Source organism: Streptomyces sp. NPDC051310 (genome assembly GCF_044455245.1).
GTDB lineage: Bacteria > Actinomycetota > Actinomycetes > Streptomycetales > Streptomycetaceae > Streptomyces.
The window spans coordinates 48,699-71,919 of sequence record NZ_JBITEO010000012.1 but is presented as its reverse complement, the minus strand read 5'-3'; the positions used below and the strand labels follow the sequence as shown (position 1 = coordinate 71,919).

The window sequence follows — 23,221 nt, the reverse complement described above, 5'->3', positions numbered from 1 at the left end:
GTCGGCGATTGACGGGGAATGAGGCACACCCATGGGTCTGCGGGAGCGGCATCACGATGTCGCCGCTTATGCGCTGGGCGTGCTGGAGCCGGCCGACGCCTTGCGCTGCGAGGAGCACCTGACCGGGTGCGTGCCGTGCGCGGTGCGGCTGACGGACTTCGAGCGGACCGCTTCGGCCCTGGCGCAGCTCGCCGGCCGGGAGCCGCTGGAGTCGGGGCGCGTACCCGCCGCGGCGCCGCCCGTGCGGGCGGTCCGGGCGCGGCGCTGGCGCACACACCTGGTCGCGGTGGCGGCGGCGCTGGCGGTGGGCGTGCCGGGCGCGGCCGTGCTGCTGCACGACGCGGGCGGCGGCGATCCGGCGCTGCGGCGGGTGACGGCCGCGGATCCGGCCACCGGGGTGGCGGCGGCGATGGCGCTGCGGGACCGGGTGTGGGGGACGGAGCTGGCGGTGCGGGTTGCGGGCGTGCGGGGTCCTCGCGTCTGCGAACTGGTGGCCGTCGGCACGGACGGGCGGGAGTGGCCCGTGATGAGCTGGGCGGTACCCGTGGACGACGACGAGCCCGTCGTGGAGGGCGCGACCGCGCTGCACAGCGGGGAGATCGCCCGGCTGGAGGTCCGGGACCGCGACGGCGGCCGGCTGGTGGCGCTCCAGCCGTAGGGAGTGCGGCGAAGCAGTGCCGTCCGCCGGCAGGGCGGGCCGGCGCGTCCGGTGCGTGCGAGCGCACGGCGGAGGAGGCGGCCACTGCGGTGGGGGCACCCCTGTGCCCGAAGGCGACCCGTCGACGGCGCAGGGCGCGTGCGTGCCGGGCGTTGCCGGGCGGGACTTCGCGGACACGGCCCGGGCGGCGGAGACCGGGCCTATTTCAGCAGGCGGGACAGGCGGCGGTCGGCGAGCGGAGTACCGCCGGTCTGGCAGGTGGGGCAGTACTGCAGCGAGGAGTCGCTGAAGGACACCTCGCGGATGGTGTCGCCGCAGACGGGACACGGTTCGCCGGTGCGGCCGTGGACGCGCAGCCCGCTCTTCTTCTCGGCCTTGAGCCGTCCGGCGGCCAGCCCGTGCGAGCGCTCCACCGCCTCGCGCAGGGTGGTGCGCATCGCCTCGTACAGCGCGGTCGTCTCCTCGTCCGTGAGGTTCCGGACGGGCTTGAACGGGGACATGCGGGCGGCGTGGAGGATCTCGTCGCTGTACGCGTTGCCGATGCCGGCGATGAGGCCCTGGTCGCGCAGGGCACCCTTGATTTGGCGCCGCTCCCCGGCGAGGAGGGCGGCGAAGGCGTCCCGGTCGAAGTCGTCGGCGAGCGGGTCGGGGCCGAGCCGGGCGACGCCGGGGACGTCGGCCGGATCGCGTACGAGATGGACGGCGAGCCGCTTGGTGGTGCCGGCCTCGGTGAGGTCGAAGCCGTCGCCGCCGGTCAGCGCGACACGCAGGGCGAGCGGGCCCTTGCCGGGGCGAGGCGGCCCGGAGGGCAGGACGTCGCGCCACTGGAGCCAGCCGGCCCGGGCGAGATGGACGACCAGATGGAGGGTGCCGGCGGGCCCTTCCGCCGTGTCCGCGGCGGTGGGCTCCACGGCGATGTCCAGGAACTTGCCGCGGCGTGCCACGCCGGTGACCCGGGCGCCGTCGAGCACGCCGAGCGGCGGGTCGTACGTCTTGAGCACACTGATCGCGACCGGCAGGGCGCGGGCGATCTCCTTGCCGACGAGGTTCCCGTCGAGGAACTCCCGCAGCGCTTCGACCTCGGGCAGCTCGGGCATGGTTCCAGCTTGCCTCAGAGCGGGCCGGAGCGGTCGGTGGCCTTCACGAGTCCGGCGAGCTCGGCGTGCAGGGCGTGGGCGAGGCGGTCCAGGTCGGGCAGGGCCTTGCCGTCGGCGACGAGGCCGACGTGGACCTGTCCGCCGTACGGGGACATCGCGATGGCCAGCGACTGGCCGCGGGCGAGCGGCGCCATGGGGTGCAGGGCCCGCAGCGGGCTGCCGGCGAGCGAGAGGGCCGAGCGGGGCAGCGGCACGTTGGTGACCAGGACGTCGAAGAGCATCCGGGCCGCGCCTCCGGCCAGCGCCGCACCGAACCGGTGTGCCAGCGGCGGCAGTTGGTCGGCCAGTACGGCGACGGCCCCCGCACCGCGGGAGGGCCCGGCGGCCTTGTTGCGGTCCATGCCGCGGCGTACGGCGTCGAGCCGGCACAGCGGGTCGGGGTCGGCGAGGGGCAGGTCGAGGAGGTACGCGGAGAAGGTGTTGCCCGAGTCGGGCGGGGAGCCGGGCCTGCGCCGGGAGACCGGCACCAGGGCGCGCGGGTCGTCGGCGGGCAGCCGGTCGCCGCGCTCCAGCATCCAGTGGCGCAGCGCCCCGGCGACCACGGCGAGCAGGACGTCGTTGGCCGTGCCGCCCGCCTCCCGACGCACCCGGCGGATCTCCTCCAGGTCCAGTTCGGCGGTGACCAGGCGCCGCGTCCCGCTGGACTCGGCGGTGAGCGCGGGCGTGCCGCGCGGGTCGAGGCGGCTGGCCCGTACGACGGAGGCGCCGACGCCCAGGGCGTGGCCGAGCTCCTCGATGCGGCCGCGCGCGGCGCCGCCCACCAGTCCGGCCGCCGTCCAGGGGCCCGGCATCCAGGAGCGGGGCGGCACGGGGCGGGGGCGCCGGCGGCCGCCGCCCCCGCGCCGGGTGACGCCGGCGATCTCGTCGAAGATGCCCGCGCCGATCGCGACGGCCCGCATGCCGTCGGCGAGGGCGTGGTGAAGCTTGACCAGCACCGCGAAGGGGCCGCCGGGAGCACCGGTCAGCAGGTACATCTCCCAGGGCGGCAGCCCGCGTTCGAGCGGGCGTTCCATCAGCTCGCCGGCGAGCCGGGCGGCCTCGGCGGCGAAGTCGCCGTCCTCCGGCAGCCCGATGTGCCGGACGTGGCGGTGGACATCGAAGGACTTGTCCGCGCTCCAGCGGGCGCCGCCGACGGGCAGCAGCACGTCCCGGACGCGCATCCTCAGCCGGGGGATGGCCGCGGCGCGTTCAGCGAGCAGTCCGAGCACACCGGCCGGGTCGGCCGGTCCGGGGTCGAAGCGGGCCAGCGCCCCGAGGTGCATGGGGTGATCAGCCGTTTCGAGGTGCCAGAAAGCCAGGTCGAGAGGTGCCAGCAGCTCACTGCTCAAGGGATCCCCATGTCGATCGGGGCCGGGGCCGGGCCGTGGTGGCCGGGCCGCGAGGCCGTACGTGCGGCCCGGCTCCTGGAGGGCCACGGGAAAGCAGTCAATCGCCTTCGGTCGGTTACGGTCAAGCACGGTCCGCACACGGAACGTCAACAGCTCATGTCGGCTGCGTTTCCGCAGTCGCCGTTATGCGGGCGAGACGCTGGCGCTCCCCGACGGCGAATTCGCACCAGACGCACTTGCCGCTGCCGCGGGACTCCACGCCCCACACATCGGCGAGCCGGTCCACCAGCAGCAGCCCCCGCCCGGACACGCCCGACGTCCCGGCGTCCCGGCGGCGCGGCAGCACGCTGGAGCGGTCCTCCACCTCGATCCGCAGCCGCCGCTCGTGGCCGGCCGGCATCCGCAGGGTGACGATCGCCCCGCCGTCGGTGTGCAGGAGGGCGTTGGTGATCAGCTCGTCGGCGACCAGTTCGATCTCGTCGGCCCGCGCGGCCGCGCTCCACGCGCGGACGGCGGCCCGGATCATGTGCCGCGCGGAGCGCAGCGCCTCGGGGTCGTTCTGCGCGACGTGCTGCTGGAGCCGGCCGCCGGCCTGCGGGCTGTACCCGCCCCTGCGGCGCAGCAGCAGCACCGCCACGTCGTCGTCGCCGCCGCGTTCGTCGACGACCTCGCACAGATGGTCGGCGAGCAGCTGGAGGTCGCTCGGACCGCTGCCTACCAGCGCCGTCAGCCACTGCATGCCGTCGTCGAGGTCGGCGCCCGGCTGTTCGATGAGGCCGTCGGTGTAGAGCAGCAGGGCTTGGCCGGGGTCCAGCTCCAGCAGGGAGACGGGGTAGTCCAGCCGCCCGAACTCCGCCGACAGGCCCAGCGGCAGGCCGCCCTCGACGGGGACCCGGCGGCAGCTCCCGTCGGTGTCGCGCAGGAGCGGGTCCACGTGGCCGGCGCGCACGAGCTGCACCACGCCCGTCGCCAGGTCGGCCTCCAGGTACGTACAGGTGGCGAACCGCTCGGTGTCCAGTTCGTGCAGGAAGACCGAGGCCCGGGCCATGACGGTGGCCGGGGTGTGTCCCTCGGCGGCGTAGGCCCGCAGCACGATGCGGAGCTGTCCCATGACGGCGGCGGCGTGCGTGTCGTGGCCCTGGACGTCGCCGATGACGGCGCCGACCCGCCCGCCGGGCAGCGGGATGATGTCGTACCAGTCGCCGCCGATGTCCCGGCCGAGGCGGGCGGAACGGTACCGGACTGCGATCTGCGCGCCGGGGACGTGCGGGATCCTGCGCGGCAGCATCGCCTGCTGGAGCCCCTCGGCGAGGTCGTGCTCCTGCTCGAAGAGCATGGCGCGCTGCAGGCTCTGGGCGATGCTGCTGCCGAGTGCGACGAGGACGTTGCGGTCCTCGGCGGAGAAGCCGTACTTGTCGCTGTAGAGCAGGCCGAGGGCGCCGATGGGCCGGGCCTGGGCGATGAGGGGCAGGTAGGCGGCGGAGGTGATGCCGAGACCGCTGATACTGGGCCACAGGATGGGGTACGAGGCGGCGAAGTCCTCCGGCGACTCGATGTACCGGGGCGCGAGGGTGCGGACCACTTCGCTCATCGGGTACTGCTCGTCCACCCGGGTGTAACGGGTGCCGGGCACGAAGGAGCCCTCCGGTCCGTCCGCGACGAGGTGGATGCGGCCGGCCTCCAGCAGGCCCATCACCACGCTGGTCGCGCCGAGGTGTTCCAGGCCGTGGGAGTCCTTGAGCACGTCGATGACGTCCTGGACGGTCCGGGCGTGGGCGAGCGCCGCGGTGGTGGCCTCCACGACGCTGGTCTGGCGGCGCCGTTCGGCGTCGACCTCGAAGCGCGCGGTGGACTCGGTGAGCTCCTGGGTGGCGTCGCGGACGATGCCGATGATGCGGCGCGGGCGTCCGGTCCCGTCGCGCCGGATACACCCCTGGGTGTGGGTCCAGCGCAGCTTCCCCTTGCGGTCGCGGATGCGGAAGTAGGCGCCGTAGTGGCTGCTGCCGTTCTTCAGGGCCTGGGTCACCATGCCGTCGAGACGGATCGCCTCGACGGGCGGGACGCGCACGGCAAGGCTCTCGGGCCGCCCGTCGTAGTCCGCGGCATCCACCTGGAACACGTCGAGGGCGGCCTGGTCCATGTGCATCAGCCCCGCGTCCAGGTCCCAGTCGAAGCTGCCCATGCGATTGAGGGACAGACTCAGATCCGGGTGGGCGGGCCAGTCCTCGGGGAGCGACAGGGCATCCGCTGCCGGATCAGCCATGGAGCCACTCTGCCATCATTCGTCTGGTTTCTCGACCGTTTGCAGGAGCTTGGGGTGGTGGACGCGGGAGGGGCCGTCAGCCCTCGTACGGCTCCGGCTCCGGCTCCGGCTCGGCGGCCGCGTCGTCCGGCTCCTGGTCCGGCCCGGCGTCCGGCCCCGCGTCGAGCCACTCCTCCGGCTCTTGGCCGGGTCCGGCGTCCAGCCCGGCGTCCGGTCCCACGTCCAGCCCCACGTCCAGCCCCGCATCCGGCCCCGCATCCGGCCCTGCGTCCGGTTCCAGGTCCAGCCCTGCATCCGGCCCGGAGAAGGTGCCGTCGCCCTCGGGGACGGGACCGGCGCCGCCGTCCGGTCCGGCGTACGGTCCGAAGTCCATTCCGTTGTCCGGGCCCATCAGTCCCCCGGCGCCCTGGCCCCCGGCGCCGCCCCCGTCCGCCTGGAACTCCGGTTCCGGGTCGACGGACGGAGGCACGGGACACCCGGGCGGCGCGGGGGGAACGGCCGGGCAGTCGGTCGGCCCCACGGGCTGCGGGGCGACCGGCTGGGGCGCCGCCGACTGCGGCGCGGGCGGCTCGGCCGGCGGGTTCAGGATGCTCTCGTCGGTGACGACGCGGTCCTTCTCGCCGTCCGTGCCGGTCTGGCGCTCGATGAGGGTGTTGCTGACGACACTGACGATGAGCAGACTCTCGACGACGTGCTGGGTGGCGGTGACGGTGACGACCCGCCCGGGGTCGAACCCGGGCCACGGCTGCCCCTTGTGCTCGACGCCCCCGTCGTCGCTGACGGGTGAGCGCAGGGGGCTGCCGGAGGCGCAGCGCACCCGCGGCGCACCGTACTCGTCGACCAGGACGGCGGTGCCGGCCTGGAGGACCGCCTGGAAGGGGGCGGCGGAGTCGTCGCGGTAGCCGTGGCCGGTGACCCGCGTGTCGGACCGCAGTACCACGGGCGTCAGGCCCCGCAGCCAGGGCGCGAGCCGGGTCGGGCCGACTCCGGCGGCCTGGGCGAAGGCGGCCGCCCGCCCCTGGTCGGAGGCCAGGAGGCGCACCTGCCGCTCGACGTCGCAGCTGGCGACCGAGCGGGCGCCGCCGTACAGCCCGGGGGTGGCCCCGGAGACGATGCCCGTGACCGGCGGGGTGCCGGGCCCGGCCGACGGAGGTGCGCTGGCCGCTTCGGGGGCGGGTCTGACCGTGGAGGGGGTGAAGGGCGCGGGGCCGTGGGCGGCGGCCGGCTGGAGCAGGACGTCCCCCGGGCCCGGCAGGCCCGACTGCGCCCCAGGGCCTTCGGCCGACCGGCCGTCGCCGTCGCCGCCGCAGCCCGCGACGAGGAGTCCCGCGGTCACCGCGGCGACCGCGCCGCACCGGCGCCGACGTGTGGTGGTACGCACGGAGGCCCTCCCGCCTTTCGGTACCGCTTCGGCCGTATATGACCTCTATGTCTGCCGGATCATGCACCGCCTCGCAACCGGAGGCACCCGCCCCGCTCGTCGCTTGAACACGTTCAAGAGATGCCTTAGGCTCACCCCGCGAGTTGAACACGTTCAACCAGAGCACGTTCAACGGAGAGGGGGTGGCCGTGTCCGTACTGGTCGGGCTGATCGTCGCGCTCGGCATGCTGGTGATCGTTCCGGCGGGCCTGCGCCTGATGGACAGCGAGGGGACGGCCGCCCTCCGGAGGCTGTGGCCGCTGTTCGCGCTGCCGGGGGCGGTGTGCCTGTGGCTGCCGCGCGGTACGGCCGCCACCGCGCTCGCCGCCTGTTACGCGGCCGGCACCGTGCTCCTGGCGCTCCACGTGCCGCGCCGTCTGCTGCGTACGCGGTCGGCGGCACCGGCCGAGATCGCCGTCCTCACCGCGCTGGCGAGCCCGTCCGTCGCCGGACTCGCACTGGTCGCCGAGCGCGCCGGGCACCGGCTGTTCGGCTTCGACCTGGAGATTCTGGCGCTGACGGTGCCGCACTTCCACTTCGCCGGGTTCGCCGCCGCCCTCGTCGCGGGCCTGGTCTGCCGGGCCGCCGACGGGCCGGCCGGCCGGTTCGCGGCCCTCAGCGTGCCGCTGGGCACCCTGCTCGTCCTGCTCGGGTACTTCCTCGACGACCGGGCCGAGCTCGCGGGAGCGCTCGTCCTCACCGCCGGGATGTGGGCCGTCGCCCTGCTGACCTGGCGCCACGTGCGGGGCGCCCGGGCCGGTGCGGGCGACCGGCTGACCCGCGCGCTGCTCGCCGTCTCGGCCGCCGTCCTGGTCGCCACCATGCTGCTCGCCCTGAGCTGGGCGCTCGGCGAGGCGACCGGGCTGCCGCACCCCGATCTGACCTGGATGGCCGCCACCCACGGCCTCGGCAACGCCCTCGGCTTCGCACTGTGCTCGGTGCTGGCCTGGCGACGACTCGGAGGAACCGTCCTGTGACACGCCTCATCCGCAGCCTGAGCACCGCCGACACCCCCTCCTTGAGCTATCCGGAGGTCGGCGCCACCGCTGCCCGGCCGCTGCCGGACGGGTACCAGCACCTGCACGAGGACGTCCTGATCGGCCGCGGCCCGGACGTCTTCGCGCGGGCCGGCGCAGCCGTCACCACCTGGCGCATGCACCGCGCGTCGGGCGCCCGGGTGCGCGCCGGAGCGGAGCGCGCCGCACCCGGCGTCGCCGTCGAGGTGGCAGTGGGCGCCGGGCCGCTGCGGATCACCGCGCCCTGCGAGGTGGTGTGGACGGCGTACGAGGAGACCCGCACGGGCTTCGCGTACGGGACGCGGACGGGTCACCCGGAGTGCGGCGAGGAGTCCTTCGTCGTGCATCTGCGGGCGGACGGTTCCGTGTGGTTCACGGTCACGGCCTTCAGCACGCCCGCCCGCTGGTACACACGGGTGGCCGGGCCGCTCGTCCCCGTCCTCCAGCGCTGGTACGCGCGACGGCTCGGCCGGACCCTGCGAAAGATCGCCGCGGAGTGATCCCCGGCCGATACTGGAACCGATGGAGTGGTTCTGGTTCACCTCGTCCGACTACTGGCTGAGCCGACTGGTCTTCCAGCGGGCTCTGGCCGTGCTCTACGTGGTCGCCTTCGCGGGCGCCGCGCTCCAGTTCCGCGCATTGATCGGCGAGCGCGGCATGCTGCCGGTCCCCGCCTACCTTCACCGGGTGTCAGCGCGCCAGGCGCCCAGCCTCTTCCACCGGCACTACTCGGACCGGTTCTTCGCGCTGTGCGCCTGGACCGGGGCGGCACTGGCCGCGGCCCTCGCCGCGGGGGCGGGCGACGCGGTGCCGCTGGCCGTCTGCATGCTGATGTGGGCGGTGCTGTGGGCGCTGTACCTGTCGATCGTCAACGTCGGGCAGACCTGGTACGGCTTCGGCTGGGAGTCGCTGCTCCTGGAGGCGGGGTTCCTCGCCGTCTTCCTCGGCAACGAGCGCACCGCGCCGCCCGTGCTCATCCTGTGGCTGCTGCGCTGGCTGCTGTTCCGGGTGGAGTTCGGCGCGGGGCTGATCAAACTGCGCGGCGACTCCTGCTGGCGGGACCTGACCTGCCTCTACTACCACCACGAGACCCAGCCGATGCCCGGGCCGCTGAGCTGGTTCTTCCACCGCCTGCCCCGGCCGCTGCACCGGGTGGAGGCGGCGGCCAACCACGTCACGCAGCTGGTCGTGCCGGTGCTGCTGTTCACGCCGCAGCCGGTGGCGAGCGTGGCGGCGGGCGTGATCATCGTGACGCAGCTGTGGCTGGTCCTGTCCGGCAATTTCGCGTGGCTGAACTGGATCACGATCGTGCTGGCCGTGCCCGCCGTGGACGGCTCCCTGTTCGCCCGGGCCCCGGTCCTGCCCGCTCCCCCGCTCTGGTACGGGATCCTCGTCGTCGCCGTCACCGCGCTGGTGCTGGTCCTGAGCCGGAACCCGGTCCGCAACCTGCTCTCCCGCCGCCAGGCGATGAACCGGTCCTTCGACCCGCTGCACCTGGTCAACACCTACGGAGCGTTCGGGACGGTCGGCCGGATCCGGCACGAGATCGTCATCGAGGGCACGGACGAGACGGTGCTGCACGCGGGCACGGTGTGGCACGCGTACGAGTTCAAGGGCAAACCGGGCGACGTACGGCGGCTGCCGCGCCAGTTCGCCCCGTACCACCTGCGGCTGGACTGGATGATGTGGTTCGCCGCCCTCTCCCCCGCCTACGCCCACTCCTGGTTCGGCGGGCTGATGGAGCGGCTGCTGGACGGCGACCGGGACACGCTGCGGCTGCTGCGGCACAACCCGTTCCCCGGGGCGCCGCCCGCGGTCGTCCGCGCCCGCCTCTACCGCTACCGGTTCACCACCTGGCAGGAGCTGCGCGCGACCGGTGCGTGGTGGCACCGGACCTACGTACGGGAGTTCATGCCGCCGACGCGGCTCGGTGCGCCGGAGTGACGGCCGGCCCGGGCCCGCCGGCGAAGGCCCGGCCGCACGGGGGTCGGGCGGGCGTGCGCGAACCCTCCGCCGGACCGAAGGAGGTGCGGGCGTGCGCGTGCCCTCCACCGGACCGAAGGAGGCGCGGACGTGCGCGTGCCCTCCACCGGATCGGGGGAGGGCACGGGCGAAGCGGGTGGATCAGTCGATTCCGGGCAGGATGTGCGGCTCGGCGAGGTCGTCCTCGTAGCCGGCGAGCCGGATCGGGGCCGAACGGGCCCACACTTCGAGGCTGCCGAGTCTGTCCGATCGTGCGGACGGGTCGCCGTCCTCCGCCGGACGCTGTTCTTGCTTCGTCAGTTCTGGTGTCACCGCGCACTCCTTCGTGTCGCGAACCTATGAGGACATGGAAGATGCCGAATCGGTCGCGGTGGCGCCGGTACTGGGGCGGGACCGCGGCCTTGGTGGCAGGCCTTGTCCCGGGTCGGCCTCGAAGGGTTTCGTGGATCCCTGTCGGTCGACCGTTCGCCCCAGGTTAACCAAATGAGCACGCTCGCGCTCGATGGAACGCGTCACATAGGCGAATTCCGGACACTCCGTAGGCATCCAGTCACTCCATGGTGCACCTCGTGTGTGACCGTGGGGTCACCGCGGTGTTACCACTTGGCGGGCGCGTAGTCCTTGAGGAAGCAGCCGAACAGATCCTCGCCCGCCTCGCCGCGCACGATCGGGTCGTACACCCGGGCCGCGCCGTCGACCAGGTCCAGCGGGGCGTGGAAACCCGCCTCGGCCAGCCGCATCTTGTCGGGGTGCGGGCGCTCGTCGGTGATCCAGCCGGTGTCGACCGCGGTCATCAGGATGCGGTCCTTCTCGAACATCTCCTGGGCGCTGGTGCGCGTGAGCATGTTGAGCGCGGCCTTCGCCATGTTGGTGTGCGGGTGTCCAGCGCCCTTGTAGCCGCGGCTGAAGACGCCCTCCATCGCGGAGACGTTCACCACGTAGGTCCGCCGTGCCGGCGACGCGGCCATCGCCGAGCGCAGACGGCTGATCAGGATGAACGGCGCCGTGGAGTTGCACAGCTGCACTTCGAGGAGTTCGACCGGGTCGACCTCGGAGACCGTCTGGATCCAGCTGTTGGTGTCGTGCAGGTCCGGCACCAGGCCGCCGGCGTCGATCGCGGTGCCCGCGGCGATCCGCTCGAGGGACGCCGAGCCGCTGACCAGGGCCAGGTCGGTGACGTCCTGGGCGGACAGCCCGCCGCTGCGGGACGACGGCAGGGCGGCCATCGTCTCGACGGCGCCGCTGCCGAACGTGCCGATGACCTCGGCGGCCGGCAGCTCGCCGGCCGGCAGCGGGGCCGACTCCGCCGTGACCAGCTCGCGGTACGCCTGCGGGGAGCGCCGGACGGTCTGGGCGGCGTTGTTGATCAGGATGTCCAGCGGGCCCTCGGCGGCGACCGAGTCGGCGAGCGCGACGACCTGCGCCGGGTCGCGCAGGTCGATGCCGACGATCTTCAGCCGGTGGATCCACTCGTCGCTGTCGGGCATGGCCTTGAAGCGGCGGATCGCGTCCTTGGGGAAACGCGTGGTGATCGTGGTGTGGGCGCCGTCGCGCAGCAGCCGCAGCGCGATGTACATGCCGATCTTGGCGCGGCCACCGGTGAGCAGCGCGCGGCGGCCGGTCAGGTCCGTGCGGGCGTCGCGCCGGGCCCGGTTCTCGGTGGCGCAGTCGCGGCACAGCTGGTGGTAGAAGGCGTCGACCTCGACGTACCGGGTCTTGCAGATGTAGCAGGAGCGGGGGCGCCGCAGTACGCCCGCGATCTCGCCGGCGACCGAGGACGACGGCAGCAGGCCCTGCGTCTCGTCGTCGATCCGCTCGGCGGAGCCGGTCGCGGTGGCCTCGGTGACCGCCCTGTCGTGCGCGGTCTTGGCGGCCCGGCGCTCCTGGCGGCGGCGCTGCTTCACCGTGCGGTAGATGCCGGCCGTGGCGCGCCGGACGGCGATCGCGTCCGGGTGGTCCACGTCCAGCTTGTCGAGCTCCTCGAGGACGCTCAGGCAGACGGCCAGACGCTCGGGGTCGATGCCCGGCCCGTACGCCTGGTTCTCTTCTGTCACCGTCATGGCCGTTTCGGTTCCTCGATCACTCGTTTGCCACGTTTCAAAAGCCGAACTTTACGTCAGCACGGGGGCTCGCCGCCAAACGGCGAGCCGGGGGTCCCGTGGAGGTACGCCCGTACTCCATCGGCAGTACGACGGAATGCGTGCTCAGGGACGACGACGTGAACGGTCCCGCACGCCAGGGTGGGCACATGAGCTTCCTCGCGCTGTCCGTGCTGCTGTCGCTGGTCTCCGCGGTCGCCTACGCGGCCGGGGCGATCGTGCAGGAGCGCGTCGCGGCGTCCGCCGCCGGGCGCCGCGCGTACGCGCCGCTGCGCAGTGCCGCCTGGTGGGGGGCGGTGGGGCTGAACGGGGTGGGCGCGCTGCTGCACGTCGTGGCGCTGGCGTACGGGCCGCTGACCGTGGTGCAGCCGCTGGGCGCGCTGACGATCGTCTTCGCCCTGCCGATGGCCGCGCTCCTCGTTCGCCGGCGGGTAGGGGCGGTCGCGTGGCGCGGCGCGCTGATGGCGACGGCCGGGCTCGCCGGACTGCTCGCGCTGACCGCGGAGGCCGGGGCGCGGTCGGTGGACGGCGGGTCGCGGCTGCTGCTGGCCGGGCTGGGCGCCGGTGCGGTGGCCCTGCTGTACGGGGCGGCGCGGGGTGTGCGGCGGCCGGTGGCGCGCGGTGTGCTCCTGGCCGGCGGCGCGGGGGTGGCGTTCGGGGTCGCGTCGGTGTTCACCAAGACCGTCGCCGTGGACCTCATGGCGCGCGATGCGCCGTTCCCGTGGCCGAGCCTGTCGGCGATCGCCGCGCTCGCGGCCGCCGGGCTGCTGCTGTCGCAGGCGGCCTACCGGGGGGCCGGGCTGACGGCGCCCCTGGCGACGGTCACCGTGACGAATCCGGTGGTGGCCGCCGCCGTGGGGCTCACGCTGTTCGGCGAGGGTTTCCGGTACGGCGTGCCGGGCACCGTGCTGGCGCTGGGCTGCGGGGTGCTGGCGGCGGGCGGGCTGATCCTGCTCACGGCGGTGCCGCCGGAGCCGGAGCGCGCCCGCGCGCAGCCTCCGTCACAGACCCACGCCGCCGGACCGCAGGTAGGCGAGGGGGTCGATGTCGGACCCGTACCCCGGCCCCGTCCGCACCTCGAAGTGGAGGTGCGGTCCGGTGCTGTTGCCGGTGGATCCTGAACGGGCGATCCGCTGGCCGCTGTTGACGCGCTGGCCCTCCCGTACGGTGAGTGCCGAGAGGTGGGCGTACTGGCTGTACCGGCCGTCGTCGTGCCGGATGACGATCTCGTACCCGTACGCGCCGCCCCAGCCGGCGGAGACCACCCGGCCCGGTGCCACGGCCTTGACGGCGGTACCGGTGGGGACGGGGAAGTCGACGCCGGTGTGGTAGCCGCGGGCCCAGGAGGAACCGGCCTTGCGGTAGGCGGTGCCGGGGCCGGCGTCGACGGGGGCGCTGAAGCCCGCGCTCTGCGGGGGCTTCACGGAGGCGGGGCGGGCCGCCGGCTTCGGCTTGGACGCGGGCTTCACGGCCGGCTTGGCGGCGGGCTTCGCGGGCTTCGGCGTCGCGGCGGGCCGGGGCGAGGCGACCGCCGGCTTCGCGGCGGGCTTGGCCGGCGCCCCGCGCAGCGTCAGTCTCTGCCCCGGCATGATGATGTCGGGGTCGTCGCCGATGACCGTGCGGTTCGCCGCGTACAGCCGCTGCCAGCCGCCCCTGACCTGCTGGTCCCGGGCGATGGCGGACAGCGAGTCGCCGCGCGCCACCGTGTAGCTCTCGCGCTGCGTGGGCACGGTCGTGGGCGTCACGGGCGCCGGCCGCGGCGCGGCCCTGCGCTGCGGCGCGATGTCGGGGGTGTCGCCGCCCCGGGTGAGTCCCGCCTTCACCGAGCAGGCGGGCCAGGCACGCGGGCCCTGCCCCTTGAGGACCTTCTCGGCGACGGCGATCTGCTGGTCCTTGGTCGCGAGGTCGGCGCGCGGCGCGTAGCGCGTGCCGCCGTACGCCTCCCAGGTCGACTGGGTGAACTGGAGCCCGCCGTAATACCCGTTGCCGGTGTTGATCTGCCAGTTGTTGGTGGACTCGCAGGCCGCGACCTTCTCCCACACGTCCACCGACGCGGCATGGGCCGCTCCCGCCCCGATCAGCGGGAGCGCCATCCCGGCGCCGCCCGCCGTGACGGTGAGCGATGCCCTGTTGATCCGGCTCGGCTGATACCGGCGGTGTCGTCCTCGTACGGCCATGGGTCCCGTTCCCCCCTTGCACACAGCAGCGGCCGCCCAAGCTAGAGGGAGCGGCGGGCGGTGACAAGGGGGCACACGGGGCACGCGGGGGCGCTCAAAACCCGGTGGCCGGCCGCCGGTTGGGCGCTCCGGAGAAGCTCCGGCGCCCGCGGCCCCTCGCCGACCGGTGAACACGCGCCCTGCGCGCCGCGTATGCCTACGGGTGGCGGGGCGGCGCCTCGCCGTCGGCTACGGATCCCAGGAGTACAGCATGAGCGGCACTGCGCAGATCGGCGTCACGGGCCTCGCGGTCATGGGGCGCAACCTCGCTCGCAACTTCGCCCGCAACGGACTGACCGTGGCGGTGCACAACCGCACGCCCGCCCGGACGGAGGCGCTGGTCGGGGAGTTCGGCCACGAGGGGACGTTCGTCGCGGCGAAGAGCGCCGAGGATTTCGTCGCGGCGCTGGAGCGGCCCCGGCGCCTGGTCGTGATGGTCAAGGCCGGGGAGCCGACGGACGCGGTGATCGAGGAGTTCGCGCCGCTGCTGGAGCCGGGCGACGTCGTCATCGACGGCGGCAACGCGCACTTCGAGGACACCCGGCGGCGTGAGCGTGAACTGCGGGCGCGCGGTCTGCACTTCGTGGGTGCGGGGGTCTCGGGCGGCGAGGAAGGCGCACTGCACGGCCCGAGCATCATGCCGGGCGGGCCGGCCGAGTCGTACGCGTCCCTCGGCCCGCTGCTGGAGAGGATCGCCGCGAAGGCTCCGGACGGTACGCCGTGCGTCGCGCACGTCGGGCCGGACGGGGCGGGCCACTTCGTGAAGATGGTGCACAACGGCATCGAGTACGCCGACATGCAGCTGATCGGCGAGGCGTACCACCTGCTGCGTGACGTCGCCGGCTACTCCCCCGGGCGGATCGCCGAGACCTTCCGGGCGTGGAACACCGGGCGCCTGGACTCGTACCTGATCGAGATCACGGCGGAGGTGCTGGCGCACACCGACGCGGCGACCGGCAGGCCGTTCGTCGACGTCGTCGCCGACCGGGCGGAACAGAAGGGGACCGGCCGCTGGACGGTGCAGACCGCGCTGGACCTCGGTGTGCCGGTGTCGGGCATCGCGGAGGCGGTGTTCGCCCGCTCGCTGTCCGGGCACGCGGACCTGCGCGAGGCGTCCCGCGCGCTGCCGGGGCCGGTGGGGCGGCCGCTGGAGGAGGAGGCCGCGGCCCGCTTCGCCGAGCAGGTGGAACAGGCGCTGTACGCGTCGAAGGTCGTCTCCTACACGCAGGGCTTCCACCAGATCCGCGCCGGGAGCGAGGCGTACGGCTGGGGGGTGGACCTGGGGGCGGTGGCCTCGCTGTGGCGGGCCGGGTGCATCATCCGGGCGGCTTTCCTGGACCGGATCCGTGCGGCGTACGACGCGCGGCCGGAGCTGGTGAGCCTGCTGGCCGACCGGCGCTTCGCGGAGGAGACCGGGGAGGCGCAGGACGCGTGGCGGGAGGTGGTGGCCACGGCGGTGCGGCGGGGTGTGCCGACGCCGGGCTTCTCTGCGGCGCTCGCGTACTACGACGCGCTGCGGGCGCCCCGGCTGCCCGCCGCCCTCACGCAGGGGCAGCGGGACTATTTCGGGGCGCACGGCTACCGGCGGACCGACCGGGAGGGGTCGTTCCACACCCTCTGGGGCGGTGACCGCTCGGAGGTGGGCGATTGAGCCGGTCAGCTCATCGGGCCGGGCTCGGGCTCCGGCCCGGGCACCGGGTCGGGGCCGGGCGGCTTGGGGACCGGGTCGGGAGCGGGCCCGGGCGGCGGTCCGGGGTGCGGCGGGGCCGGGGGTACGGGACCGGGAGCGGGGCCCGGCTCGGGCCCGGGCGGTCCCGGCTGGGGCACGGGCGTGGGCGGCACCGGGTCCGGCGGCACGGGGGTCGGCGGGGTGGGTGCCGGGGGCACGGGGTCGGGGGTCGGCGGGTTGGTCATGGCATCCCCTCGGTTGATCGTCCGGGCCTGTTCAGCCTCTCGCGCTGCGCCTTCCCCCGCGCGGCGGGCTCACTCTCCGGGGTGCCGCCCCGGGTGCCGGTCGGCCCCGGCCGCGGCGGCCGCGGCGGCGAGACCGGGGCGGGGGCTGGAGAGGACGGGGACGGCGGTGCGGGTGCGGGCGGTGGCGCCCGCCATGGAGGCCTGGGCCAGCACGATGGCATCGGCGTCCCGTACGCCGTCGACGGCGGCGGCCACGGCGTCGAGGTAGCCGTCCCGGTCACCCGCCTCGAACAGGGCCCAGGCCCCGTCCACGAGCAAGGCGCTGATCCGCGGGGTCCGGCGGCCCGCCTCCTCGCGGACCAGCTCCGCCGTGGGTTCCACGGTGCTCGGGAGCGCGGCGACCACCACGATCCGGCGTCCCATGGCCGCCGCGGCGGCGGCCATGGGGCGGTCGACACGGAGGACCGGCACCCCGGCGGCCACCCGTTCGGCGACGGCGCCGAGGGTCGAGCAGGTGCACAGCACCGCCCGGGCCCCGTCGTCCACGGCCGCGCGCACCGCCGCCCCGACCGCGCCGCCGACGGCCTCGGGGCCTTCGGCGCGGGCGCGGTCGAGGAGCGAGGCGTCGACGGTGTGCCGCAGCGCGAGCCCGGGGTGGTGCGCGTCGCGCAGCGCGTCGAAGACGGGCACGTGGACGGGTGAGGTGTGGAGCAGCGCCAGCACGGGGCGCGGTCCTGTCACGGGGCGCGGTCCGTCAGCCGCGGGCGGCGGGCACGGCGTGCGGGCTGCGCGCGGTGTCGCTGCCGGGCACGGGCGCGGAGGCGTCGGAGCCGAGCTCCACGATGCGGTTGGCCGCGTCGACGTGGACGACCCGCGGGACGAACGAGCGCGCCGCGGCGTCGTCCATCTGGGCGTAGCTGATGAGGATCACCAGGTCCCCGGGGTGCACCAGGTGCGCGGCCGCACCGTTGATGCCGATCACGCCGGATCCGCGCTCGCCCTCGATGACGTACGTCTCCAGGCGGGCACCGTTGTCGATGTCGACGATGTGCACCAGCTCACCCGGGAGCAGGTCGGCCGCCTCCATGAGGTCGGCGTCGACGGTGACCGACCCCACGTAGTGCAGATCGGCCTGGGTCACGGTGGCCCGGTGGATCTTGGACTTGAACATGGTACGCATCATCGAGACTCCTGGACATAGGCTCCCTGCCTGCGTTTTTGCAGGTCAAGGGCGGTTTCCCTACCTTACAACGAGTCGCATGTTCGGTCAGCTTTCACCAGGTTATTGAGGACTGATGCTGACCAATTGCTTGACTTTCTGACGCACCATCAGGTGACTGCAGGAGAATTCGCCAACCCTCCTGGACGCCACCGCGACGACTGCACAAGCCTAGCCAGCAGCCTCCGAACGGTGTCCGTGATCACCGTCACTCCGGCGGCCTGGGAGGCCAGGAGCGAGGGCGGCCGCAAGGGATCCGGGGTGCGCACCCCCAGGGGCCAGTCGGGCCAAGCCCCTCCATATCCCCCTCAGGAGAGGAGGCCCCCCTGGCTCAACAGGAATCCGGTGGGGCGAAGCGGCGCCGCAACATAGCCGTGGATCACCGGTCAGCCAAACCGGCGATTCTCATGACCATGGCTCCAGCTCGTTCGGTGCCTCCTGGCGCCTGATCGGCACCCTGTCCCGCGGTCACACCGTCCCTATTGCCGAGACTCCTCCACCTCTGCACTGGTTTCGTCCTCGATCAGCCCATACGGGGGCTGATCCTCATTGCGGAAAGGTGGTGGTAGAAGTCGTCAATGGTGACGGCATCGGCGATCACCGCATCGAGAGTGCCGCCGTGGCCCAGGTTTTTCTGCGGGCTGTCGATCATGAGGAAACCAGGGTGCGCGGCGCCGGTCTCGACGGCGATTTCGAAGACAGCCAGCTGCCAGGCCAAGGTAAGGAGCGTGCGGGCGCCCGAGGATGCCTCCTGGTAGGGCTCACCACGTACGAATGGCGTCAGGTCGGGCCTGATGAAGGGGCGACTGACCTTGGGGTAACGCCATTCCCGGAGCAGGTCGCCGTAGCGGCTGCCGACCTGGGCGATGATCCTGTCGCGGTCGTCCGTGGCGTCCCCGAGCTGCGCCAGTTCCTCTTTGAGACGGGCAATCCCCGAAGTGGATGGGCGGAACACCAGTTGCTACGGCTATGGAGCCATCCAAACCCGCCACCCCCACTTCCATCAGGCAGCCCAACAACCCTGCGTGGCCGGCGACGGGCACCTTCGTGCACCACAACCACCGGCGCCCGGCCCGGCTCGCGAGCTCGTTCCCACGACCTGGAGGGGGAGAACTCCTCGATCCCCTGCAGCGTCTCCTCCGGGTACTCCGGTCGCAGTCGGATGATCGCCTCCACACCGCCCTTGAAGTCGTCGAGCCGCCCCTTGTGGCCTCCGACCACATCAGCGATCACCGCCTTATTGGGCGGAGCCGAGCGGCTTGCACTCCCGGGGCATCAAGCGTGCAGCCGCATGTGGACCTCCTGGGCTTCATCGGCTCGCCGGGCCATGGCCAGTGGCTGTTCCTTGGCGAGTGCGCGGAACAGCGCGACGGCTTCGGTGGAGGCGGCGCGGGCGGCATCGGAATGTTCGCCTGCGGTCAACCAGGCGTGCGCGGAGGCGGCGAGGGCGTGTGCGAGGACTTCTCGGTGGGCGTGCGGTTCCTGGGAGGAGAGAAGGCGTGCTCTCCAGACCGCGTCCTCGGCGACTTCCCTGGCTCGCTGCGCTTGTCCGGTCATGGCGAGCCCCCGTGCCTGCTCCGTGAGCGACTCGGTGAGCGCGATGCCCATCAGGGGAGGGCCGTCGGCGTAGCGGCGCAGGATGTCCACGGCTTGCTCGTTCGCCGCGACGCCGTCCTCCTCTCTGCCCGGCACCCTCACCGCACATTTGGCGAATGCGTTCAGCGCGCCGGCGCGCAACAGCTCGGCCGAGAGGTCTTCCGGGAGCGCCTGGCAGAAGTCGACGGCCTCGGCGAGCAGGGATAGGGAGGCTTCGGGCGGGGCGGTGTCCGAGACGGCCGCCACTTCGGACAGCAACATGGCGCGGTGCATCAGGGCGTTGCCCAGCACCGCGTCGGCGAGGAGCGGTTCGGCGTCGGTGCGGGCGATCGCGACCGCCTCCTCAACGGCTGCGACGGCCCCTGGCGGGTCACCGGCGCGCCACAGCAGACGGGCTCGCTGCAGGAACACGGTTGACAGCTCGGCTCGAAACCCCGGCGGATCAGAGGCGTGCTGCGCGCGGAGTTCGGGGAGGGCCCTTTCCAAGGGCTCCAGGGCGTCCGGCCAGCGACCGCAGGACTCCAGCAGTTCGGCAAGGAGAGCCTCGGAGCGGGCCAGGGCGAGCCGGGTGGCGTCGTCGCCTCGGTACTGGCGTGCGGTGCGCCGGTGTTCGCACGCCTCGTCCGCGGTCGCGGCCGCCTCCGTCACACGGCCGAACAGCCACAGCTGCCGCGCATGTGCTTCGAGACCGTCAGCCTGCTCGGTGCGGTGAGGGCCGGGGTTCCGCCGTATCCAGCGGTCTCTGATGTCCAGTGCTTCGCGGGAACGCCTGAGAGATTCCTCGTACTCCTTGTCGGTCCACAGCAGGCCGCCCGTGGCCGACAGAACGGCCCACAGATCGAGCTCATAACGTGAGGGTGCCTCGACGCTGAGCGTACGCAGCCGTCTCAGGGCTTCCTCGCCTGCGCTGCGCGCCTCCTCGAACTCCCCCAGGACGCAGTGGCTCCGGAAAATGATCAGCCAGTTCCTGAGCATCGGCTCGGTGAAGGCCGCCGGCTGGTCCGTCTCCGCCGCGCTGTTGAGGTCCATGGATTGTCGGACGGTTTCCAGGGCTTTGTGCGGTTCGCCGAGCACGAGGTAGGTGCCCGCCAGGTTGTTGAGACAGGTGGCGAGGTCCGGGAGGTGGGCGCCGGGGGAGGTCTCGGCCAGGTCTCGAAGGATGTCGGCCGCCTCCCGTAGGTGGCCGACCGCCTCCGCCGTTTCCTGTGGTCTCTCCTCGGACTTCAGTGTGCCCGCGAGGGTGATGAGGGACATGGCCAGGTAGTTGCGGAAGGCGTCCGGCTCGAGGCGGACGAGTTCGCGGTACCAGTGGACGCTCTGCTTCGCGATGCGGTGCGCCCGGCGGCGGTAGCCGTTGGCCTGGCGTTTTAGAGCCAGGGTATTGAGTGCCAGTGCCAGACGGGGCCTGTAGATGTGCGGTTGTTCGTCGACCAAGTCGCGGTAGCGCCGCACCGATTCCTCAGCGGCGTCGAGTGCCTCGTCGAGGTGTCCGAGGTTGTCGAGGTCGATGGCGAGGCTGTTGAGGGCGTTGGCGAGGTCGGCTTCGTACGCCTGGGGGCGCGCCTTCGCGAGGCGTCGGCGGATGGTCACGGACTCACGCATGTGGTCCAGCGCGTCGCGGTGAAGTCCGGCGCCCTGTGCGGCGGAGGAGGCGGTGGCGAGGACCAGGGCGAGACCTGCCAGCTGGGTGTCGGGATCGTCGTCGGCGAGCCGTCGTTGGAGTTCGACCGCTCTACGGGTGGACTCCAGGGCGCTGTCGCGGCGGCCCGATTCCAGCGCGACGATGGCGTGGTTGTTCAGGTGGTTGACCAGGAGAGGGGTATGCGCCATCGGGTCGCTGTCGTGGAGGGCCTCGCACAGTTGCCTGCACTCCTCAGCCACGCGCCACGCGGTGTCGTGGTCTCCGTTGGCGCCTGCGGCCACCGCGAGCGTATCGAGGGCTTTCACCAGGTTCACCTGGCTCGCGGGGTCGCCGGGGCGCAGGGCGGCGCGCAGGAGGTCCACGCCCTCCTCCGCGGCCTGATACGCATCCCGTCGGCGTTCCACATTGCTGAGGAAGATGGACGCGTTGACGCGGCAGGCTCCCCGTTCGGCCTGGTGGCGCGGGTGGTCCGCCGGGATCTCCTGCCACAGGTCGTGGGCCTCCTGCACCGTGCTGAGACATTCCTCCCGCTCGCCCATGGACGACAGGCGCTTGGACACTTCCCGCAGTGCGATGGCGAGGCCCGGGCGTGCCGCGGGATCGACGGCGGCCTGCAGCCGGTGGGCGCGGACGATGCGCCGGTGCAGGTGCAGTGCCCAGGGGGCCAGCAGGTGCGTATGGGCCGGGACGGCTGCGGCCAGTTCCCCAAGCTCGTCGAGTGTGGCGCCGGGGTGATCGGCAAGGGCCTGCAGTGCGGCCAGCAGGGGGGCGGGCTCCTCCAGTCGGGAGGCCAGGGCGATGGCCGCTGGGCCGAGCACGGCCGGGTGGCGCAGGCACCAGTCGGTCAGTTGTTCGATGCTGGGGCCGGCTCCCCGTACGGACGCCCGGGTGACGAGGGTGAGGAATCTGGCGGCCTGGTCGGGTGTCACGGCCGGCAGCAGTGCGTCCACCAGGCTCGGGCGGTCGCGGAAACGCCCGCCCACCAGTCGTTCGGCCAGCCGGTCGGGTTGCAGGTGCCCGACGGTGCCCGTATCGGTGGGCAGCACGGACAGGAGCCAGGCGTACACGGCACGGACTCCGCCGGGCACCCCGCCGCCGTTGCCGTCGCCGAGCACTGCGGTGAGCACGGCGGTGGTCTCGCGCGGCCCGCGCGGCCCCAGGGCCACGACGGCGGTCACCGCGTCCTCCAGCGTGTCCCACAGCAAAGAGGGATAGATCCGATGTGCCCCGGCGGTGCCGCGCCAGTGCACGCGCTCATGTACCAGGAGAGCGTTCTCGATGGCCGGGGTGTCACCCGCGGTGGGCGCCACCCCCTGCGCCGCGTCCAAGAGGTGCACCAGGGCGGCCATGTGCAGAGTCAGAGGGGAGCCGAGCGCGCTTTCGGTCAGGTCGGGCGGGGTGCGGTCGGCGTACTCGGACTCGGCCCAGTCGGGCCCTTCCTCTCCGGAGAGTTCCTTGAGCGCTGCGGCAAAGGCGCGGGCAGCGGTGAAGTAACCGTCGAGGCCGTCCAGCGGCAGTGCGGGAAGCTCGCGGACCAACGCGGCCGACAGCATCGATCCGAGCTGCAGTGAATCCCCGGTGACTTCCTCGAGCCAGTGGCCGGCGGATCGGGCGAGGAGGACGGTCTTGACCGGCGTATCCCGATACTGTGCGGTGAACTCCAGGACGGAACGCGTCTCCTCGATGCGGCCGTCGGCACCGTCGACCACCAAGAGCAAGGGCAGGCCGGGCGCGGAGGTGCCGGGTTCCATCCGCGCACCGGGCCGCAGCCAGACGACGGACCACTCCGGTTGGAGGCGGTGGGCGAGTTCCACCACGAGCCGGGTCTTGCCGCGGCCACCGGGGGCGTGGACCACCGCGACCTCGCCGTCGGACTGCTCCGTCCACGCGGTCAGTGCGCGCAGTTCCTCCTCCCGGCCGTGGAAGGGGACGACCGCCCGGGCCGGATGCAGCAGTTCCACGACCGAGCGGGCAGCGCGCTGCGTCGCGGCGTGGTGGTCGGGGTGGGCGAGAGTGGCGTATTCGACCGGCTGGGGGACGTGTGGTCCGTGAGCCCCGAACTCCTCCAGGGCGGCGAGGAAAGTATCGTCATGCAGAAGGGTGACGGCCCGCTCCGCCTCCAGCCGCGCCGGGATGCGGTCGGGCACGTCGTTGACGACGACGCCCACGACGAGGTCGCGGCACAGCACGGCCGCCCCTGACATCCCCCTCCAGGACGAGTCGCTGGTGCCTCGGCCACGGTAGGTCGTGCAGTCCAGCACGTACATGCCGCCGACGAGCCCGCTGAGGGGGCTGATCTTTCCCTCTGCCTGCTCCGACTCCCGGGACCGCCGCTCGGAATGAGGGAAGCCGGTGGCACGCCACTCTACGGACGTGCTGTCCCCGGCGATCCGGCCCCACAGCACCTGGGTGGGGGAGGCAGGCTTCCAATTATCGGCGGCGATGTGCACCAGCGCGGCGTCCACTTCGTGCGCATCGTCTTTGGTGGCGTCCTTCGGCAACCCCCGCCACACCACGTGCCCCAGGTAGTCGGTTTCCTCCCCGAGCGGGGAGACCGCGACCGGCGAGCCCAAGGCTGCCACGGCGTGCGCAGCCGTGAGGATCAGACCCGGGGCGATCTCGTAACCGGCCGCCCAGCCACCTGCCGCCGCCACTCGCACGACGCGCTTACCGCTCAACAGACATCCCCCGCTCCGATCGGTCCTGCCAC

17 protein-coding genes are annotated in these 23,221 nt (G+C 73.2%); 6 read left to right on the top strand and 11 right to left on the bottom strand.

Annotated features, from left to right (window positions below):
* Positions 1 to 31 precede the first annotated feature (31 nt).
* Positions 32 to 658, top strand: coding sequence for a hypothetical protein (locus tag ACIA79_RS19160; RefSeq protein ID WP_399429481.1), 627 nt, complete (start codon positions 32 to 34; stop codon positions 656 to 658).
* A 200-nt stretch (positions 659 to 858) separates the two neighbouring features.
* On the opposite strand, the gene ACIA79_RS19155 is transcribed toward ACIA79_RS19160, so the two are convergent.
* The 4 genes from ACIA79_RS19155 to ACIA79_RS19140 form a co-directional block, all read right to left on the bottom strand.
* Entirely contained in the window at positions 859 to 1,755 is an 897-nt protein-coding gene (locus ACIA79_RS19155) for an Fpg/Nei family DNA glycosylase (protein ID WP_399429480.1), read from the bottom strand.
* 14 nt (positions 1,756 to 1,769) lie between these two features.
* Positions 1,770 to 3,143, bottom strand: coding sequence for a wax ester/triacylglycerol synthase family O-acyltransferase (locus tag ACIA79_RS19150; RefSeq protein WP_399429478.1), 1,374 nt, complete (start codon positions 3,141 to 3,143; stop codon positions 1,770 to 1,772).
* 154 nt (positions 3,144 to 3,297) lie between these two features.
* Positions 3,298 to 5,406 (bottom strand): SpoIIE family protein phosphatase, encoded by a 2,109-nt coding sequence (locus ACIA79_RS19145; RefSeq protein WP_399429477.1) that lies wholly within the window; start codon positions 5,404 to 5,406, stop codon positions 3,298 to 3,300.
* 76 nt (positions 5,407 to 5,482) lie between these two features.
* Positions 5,483 to 6,787, bottom strand: coding sequence for a DUF6777 domain-containing protein (locus tag ACIA79_RS19140; RefSeq protein ID WP_399429476.1), 1,305 nt, complete (start codon positions 6,785 to 6,787; stop codon positions 5,483 to 5,485).
* Between the two features lie 188 nt (positions 6,788 to 6,975).
* Between ACIA79_RS19140 and ACIA79_RS19135 the strand changes: the two genes are divergently transcribed.
* The 3 genes from ACIA79_RS19135 to ACIA79_RS19125 are packed head-to-tail and all read left to right on the top strand — an operon-like array spanning position 6,976 to position 9,786.
* Positions 6,976 to 7,803 (top strand): YndJ family protein, encoded by an 828-nt coding sequence (locus ACIA79_RS19135; RefSeq protein WP_399429475.1) that lies wholly within the window; start codon positions 6,976 to 6,978, stop codon positions 7,801 to 7,803.
* A complete protein-coding gene (locus tag ACIA79_RS19130) occupies positions 7,800 to 8,342 on the top strand; it encodes a DUF1990 family protein (RefSeq protein WP_399429474.1) in 543 nt (180 codons plus the stop codon). The genes ACIA79_RS19135 and ACIA79_RS19130 overlap by 4 nt, the downstream gene beginning before the upstream one ends.
* A gap of 22 nt (positions 8,343 to 8,364) precedes the next feature.
* Positions 8,365 to 9,786, top strand: coding sequence for a lipase maturation factor family protein (locus ACIA79_RS19125; protein ID WP_399429473.1), 1,422 nt, complete (start codon positions 8,365 to 8,367; stop codon positions 9,784 to 9,786).
* Positions 9,787 to 9,966: 180 nt separating this feature from the next.
* Here ACIA79_RS19125 and ACIA79_RS19120 read toward each other — a convergent pair whose 3' ends face one another.
* A complete protein-coding gene (locus ACIA79_RS19120; RefSeq protein WP_199819828.1) occupies positions 9,967 to 10,137 on the bottom strand; it encodes a hypothetical protein in 171 nt (56 codons plus the stop codon).
* A 284-nt stretch (positions 10,138 to 10,421) separates the two neighbouring features.
* Entirely contained in the window at positions 10,422 to 11,885 is a 1,464-nt protein-coding gene (locus ACIA79_RS19115) for an SDR family NAD(P)-dependent oxidoreductase (RefSeq protein WP_399429472.1), read from the bottom strand.
* A gap of 188 nt (positions 11,886 to 12,073) precedes the next feature.
* On the opposite strand from ACIA79_RS19115, the gene ACIA79_RS19110 reads away from it, so the two are divergent.
* On the top strand, positions 12,074 to 13,045 hold the full coding sequence (locus tag ACIA79_RS19110; RefSeq protein WP_399429471.1) for a DMT family transporter: 972 nt from the start codon (positions 12,074 to 12,076) through the stop codon (positions 13,043 to 13,045).
* Here the strand turns inward: ACIA79_RS19110 and ACIA79_RS19105 are convergent.
* Positions 12,926 to 14,101, bottom strand: a complete 1,176-nt coding sequence (locus ACIA79_RS19105) for a transglycosylase family protein (protein ID WP_399429470.1) — start codon at positions 14,099 to 14,101, stop codon at positions 12,926 to 12,928. The genes ACIA79_RS19110 and ACIA79_RS19105 overlap by 120 nt on opposite strands.
* Before the next feature lie 250 nt (positions 14,102 to 14,351).
* On the opposite strand from ACIA79_RS19105, the gene gndA reads away from it, so the two are divergent.
* The gene (gene gndA, locus ACIA79_RS19100; RefSeq protein ID WP_399429468.1) at positions 14,352 to 15,791 is read left to right on the top strand and encodes an NADP-dependent phosphogluconate dehydrogenase; all 1,440 of its coding nucleotides are present in this window, start codon (positions 14,352 to 14,354) and stop codon (positions 15,789 to 15,791) included.
* Between the two features lie 332 nt (positions 15,792 to 16,123).
* On the opposite strand, the gene ACIA79_RS19095 is transcribed toward gndA, so the two are convergent.
* From ACIA79_RS19095 to ACIA79_RS19080, 4 genes are all read right to left on the bottom strand, one after another.
* On the bottom strand, positions 16,124 to 16,777 hold the full coding sequence (locus tag ACIA79_RS19095; RefSeq protein WP_399429645.1) for an aspartate/glutamate racemase family protein: 654 nt from the start codon (positions 16,775 to 16,777) through the stop codon (positions 16,124 to 16,126).
* 31 nt (positions 16,778 to 16,808) lie between these two features.
* Positions 16,809 to 17,237, bottom strand: coding sequence for an aspartate 1-decarboxylase (panD, locus tag ACIA79_RS19090; RefSeq protein ID WP_399429467.1), 429 nt, complete (start codon positions 17,235 to 17,237; stop codon positions 16,809 to 16,811).
* A 559-nt stretch (positions 17,238 to 17,796) separates the two neighbouring features.
* Positions 17,797 to 18,228 (bottom strand): hypothetical protein, encoded by a 432-nt coding sequence (locus ACIA79_RS19085; protein ID WP_399429466.1) that lies wholly within the window; start codon positions 18,226 to 18,228, stop codon positions 17,797 to 17,799.
* Positions 18,229 to 18,548: 320 nt separating this feature from the next.
* Positions 18,549 to 23,189, bottom strand: coding sequence for a tetratricopeptide repeat protein (locus ACIA79_RS19080; RefSeq protein WP_399429465.1), 4,641 nt, complete (start codon positions 23,187 to 23,189; stop codon positions 18,549 to 18,551).
* Positions 23,190 to 23,221 lie beyond the last annotated feature (32 nt).

What these genes read in the sequence shown, in the direction of transcription:
- ACIA79_RS19160 (WP_399429481.1), top strand. Translation starts at nt 32, where the DNA reads ATGGGTCTGCGGGAGCGGCATCACGATGTCGCCGCTTATGCGCTGGGC.
- gndA (WP_399429468.1), top strand. Translation starts at nt 14,352, where the DNA reads ATGAGCGGCACTGCGCAGATCGGCGTCACGGGCCTCGCGGTCATGGGG.
- ACIA79_RS19155 (WP_399429480.1), bottom strand. Translation starts at nt 1,755, where the DNA reads ATGCCCGAGCTGCCCGAGGTCGAAGCGCTGCGGGAGTTCCTCGACGGG.
- ACIA79_RS19145 (WP_399429477.1), bottom strand. Translation starts at nt 5,406, where the DNA reads ATGGCTGATCCGGCAGCGGATGCCCTGTCGCTCCCCGAGGACTGGCCC.
- ACIA79_RS19115 (WP_399429472.1), bottom strand. Translation starts at nt 11,885, where the DNA reads ATGACGGTGACAGAAGAGAACCAGGCGTACGGGCCGGGCATCGACCCC.
- ACIA79_RS19125 (WP_399429473.1), top strand. Translation starts at nt 8,365, where the DNA reads ATGGAGTGGTTCTGGTTCACCTCGTCCGACTACTGGCTGAGCCGACTG.
- ACIA79_RS19105 (WP_399429470.1), bottom strand. Translation starts at nt 14,101, where the DNA reads ATGGCCGTACGAGGACGACACCGCCGGTATCAGCCGAGCCGGATCAAC.
- ACIA79_RS19110 (WP_399429471.1), top strand. Translation starts at nt 12,074, where the DNA reads ATGAGCTTCCTCGCGCTGTCCGTGCTGCTGTCGCTGGTCTCCGCGGTC.
- panD (WP_399429467.1), bottom strand. Translation starts at nt 17,237, where the DNA reads ATGATGCGTACCATGTTCAAGTCCAAGATCCACCGGGCCACCGTGACC.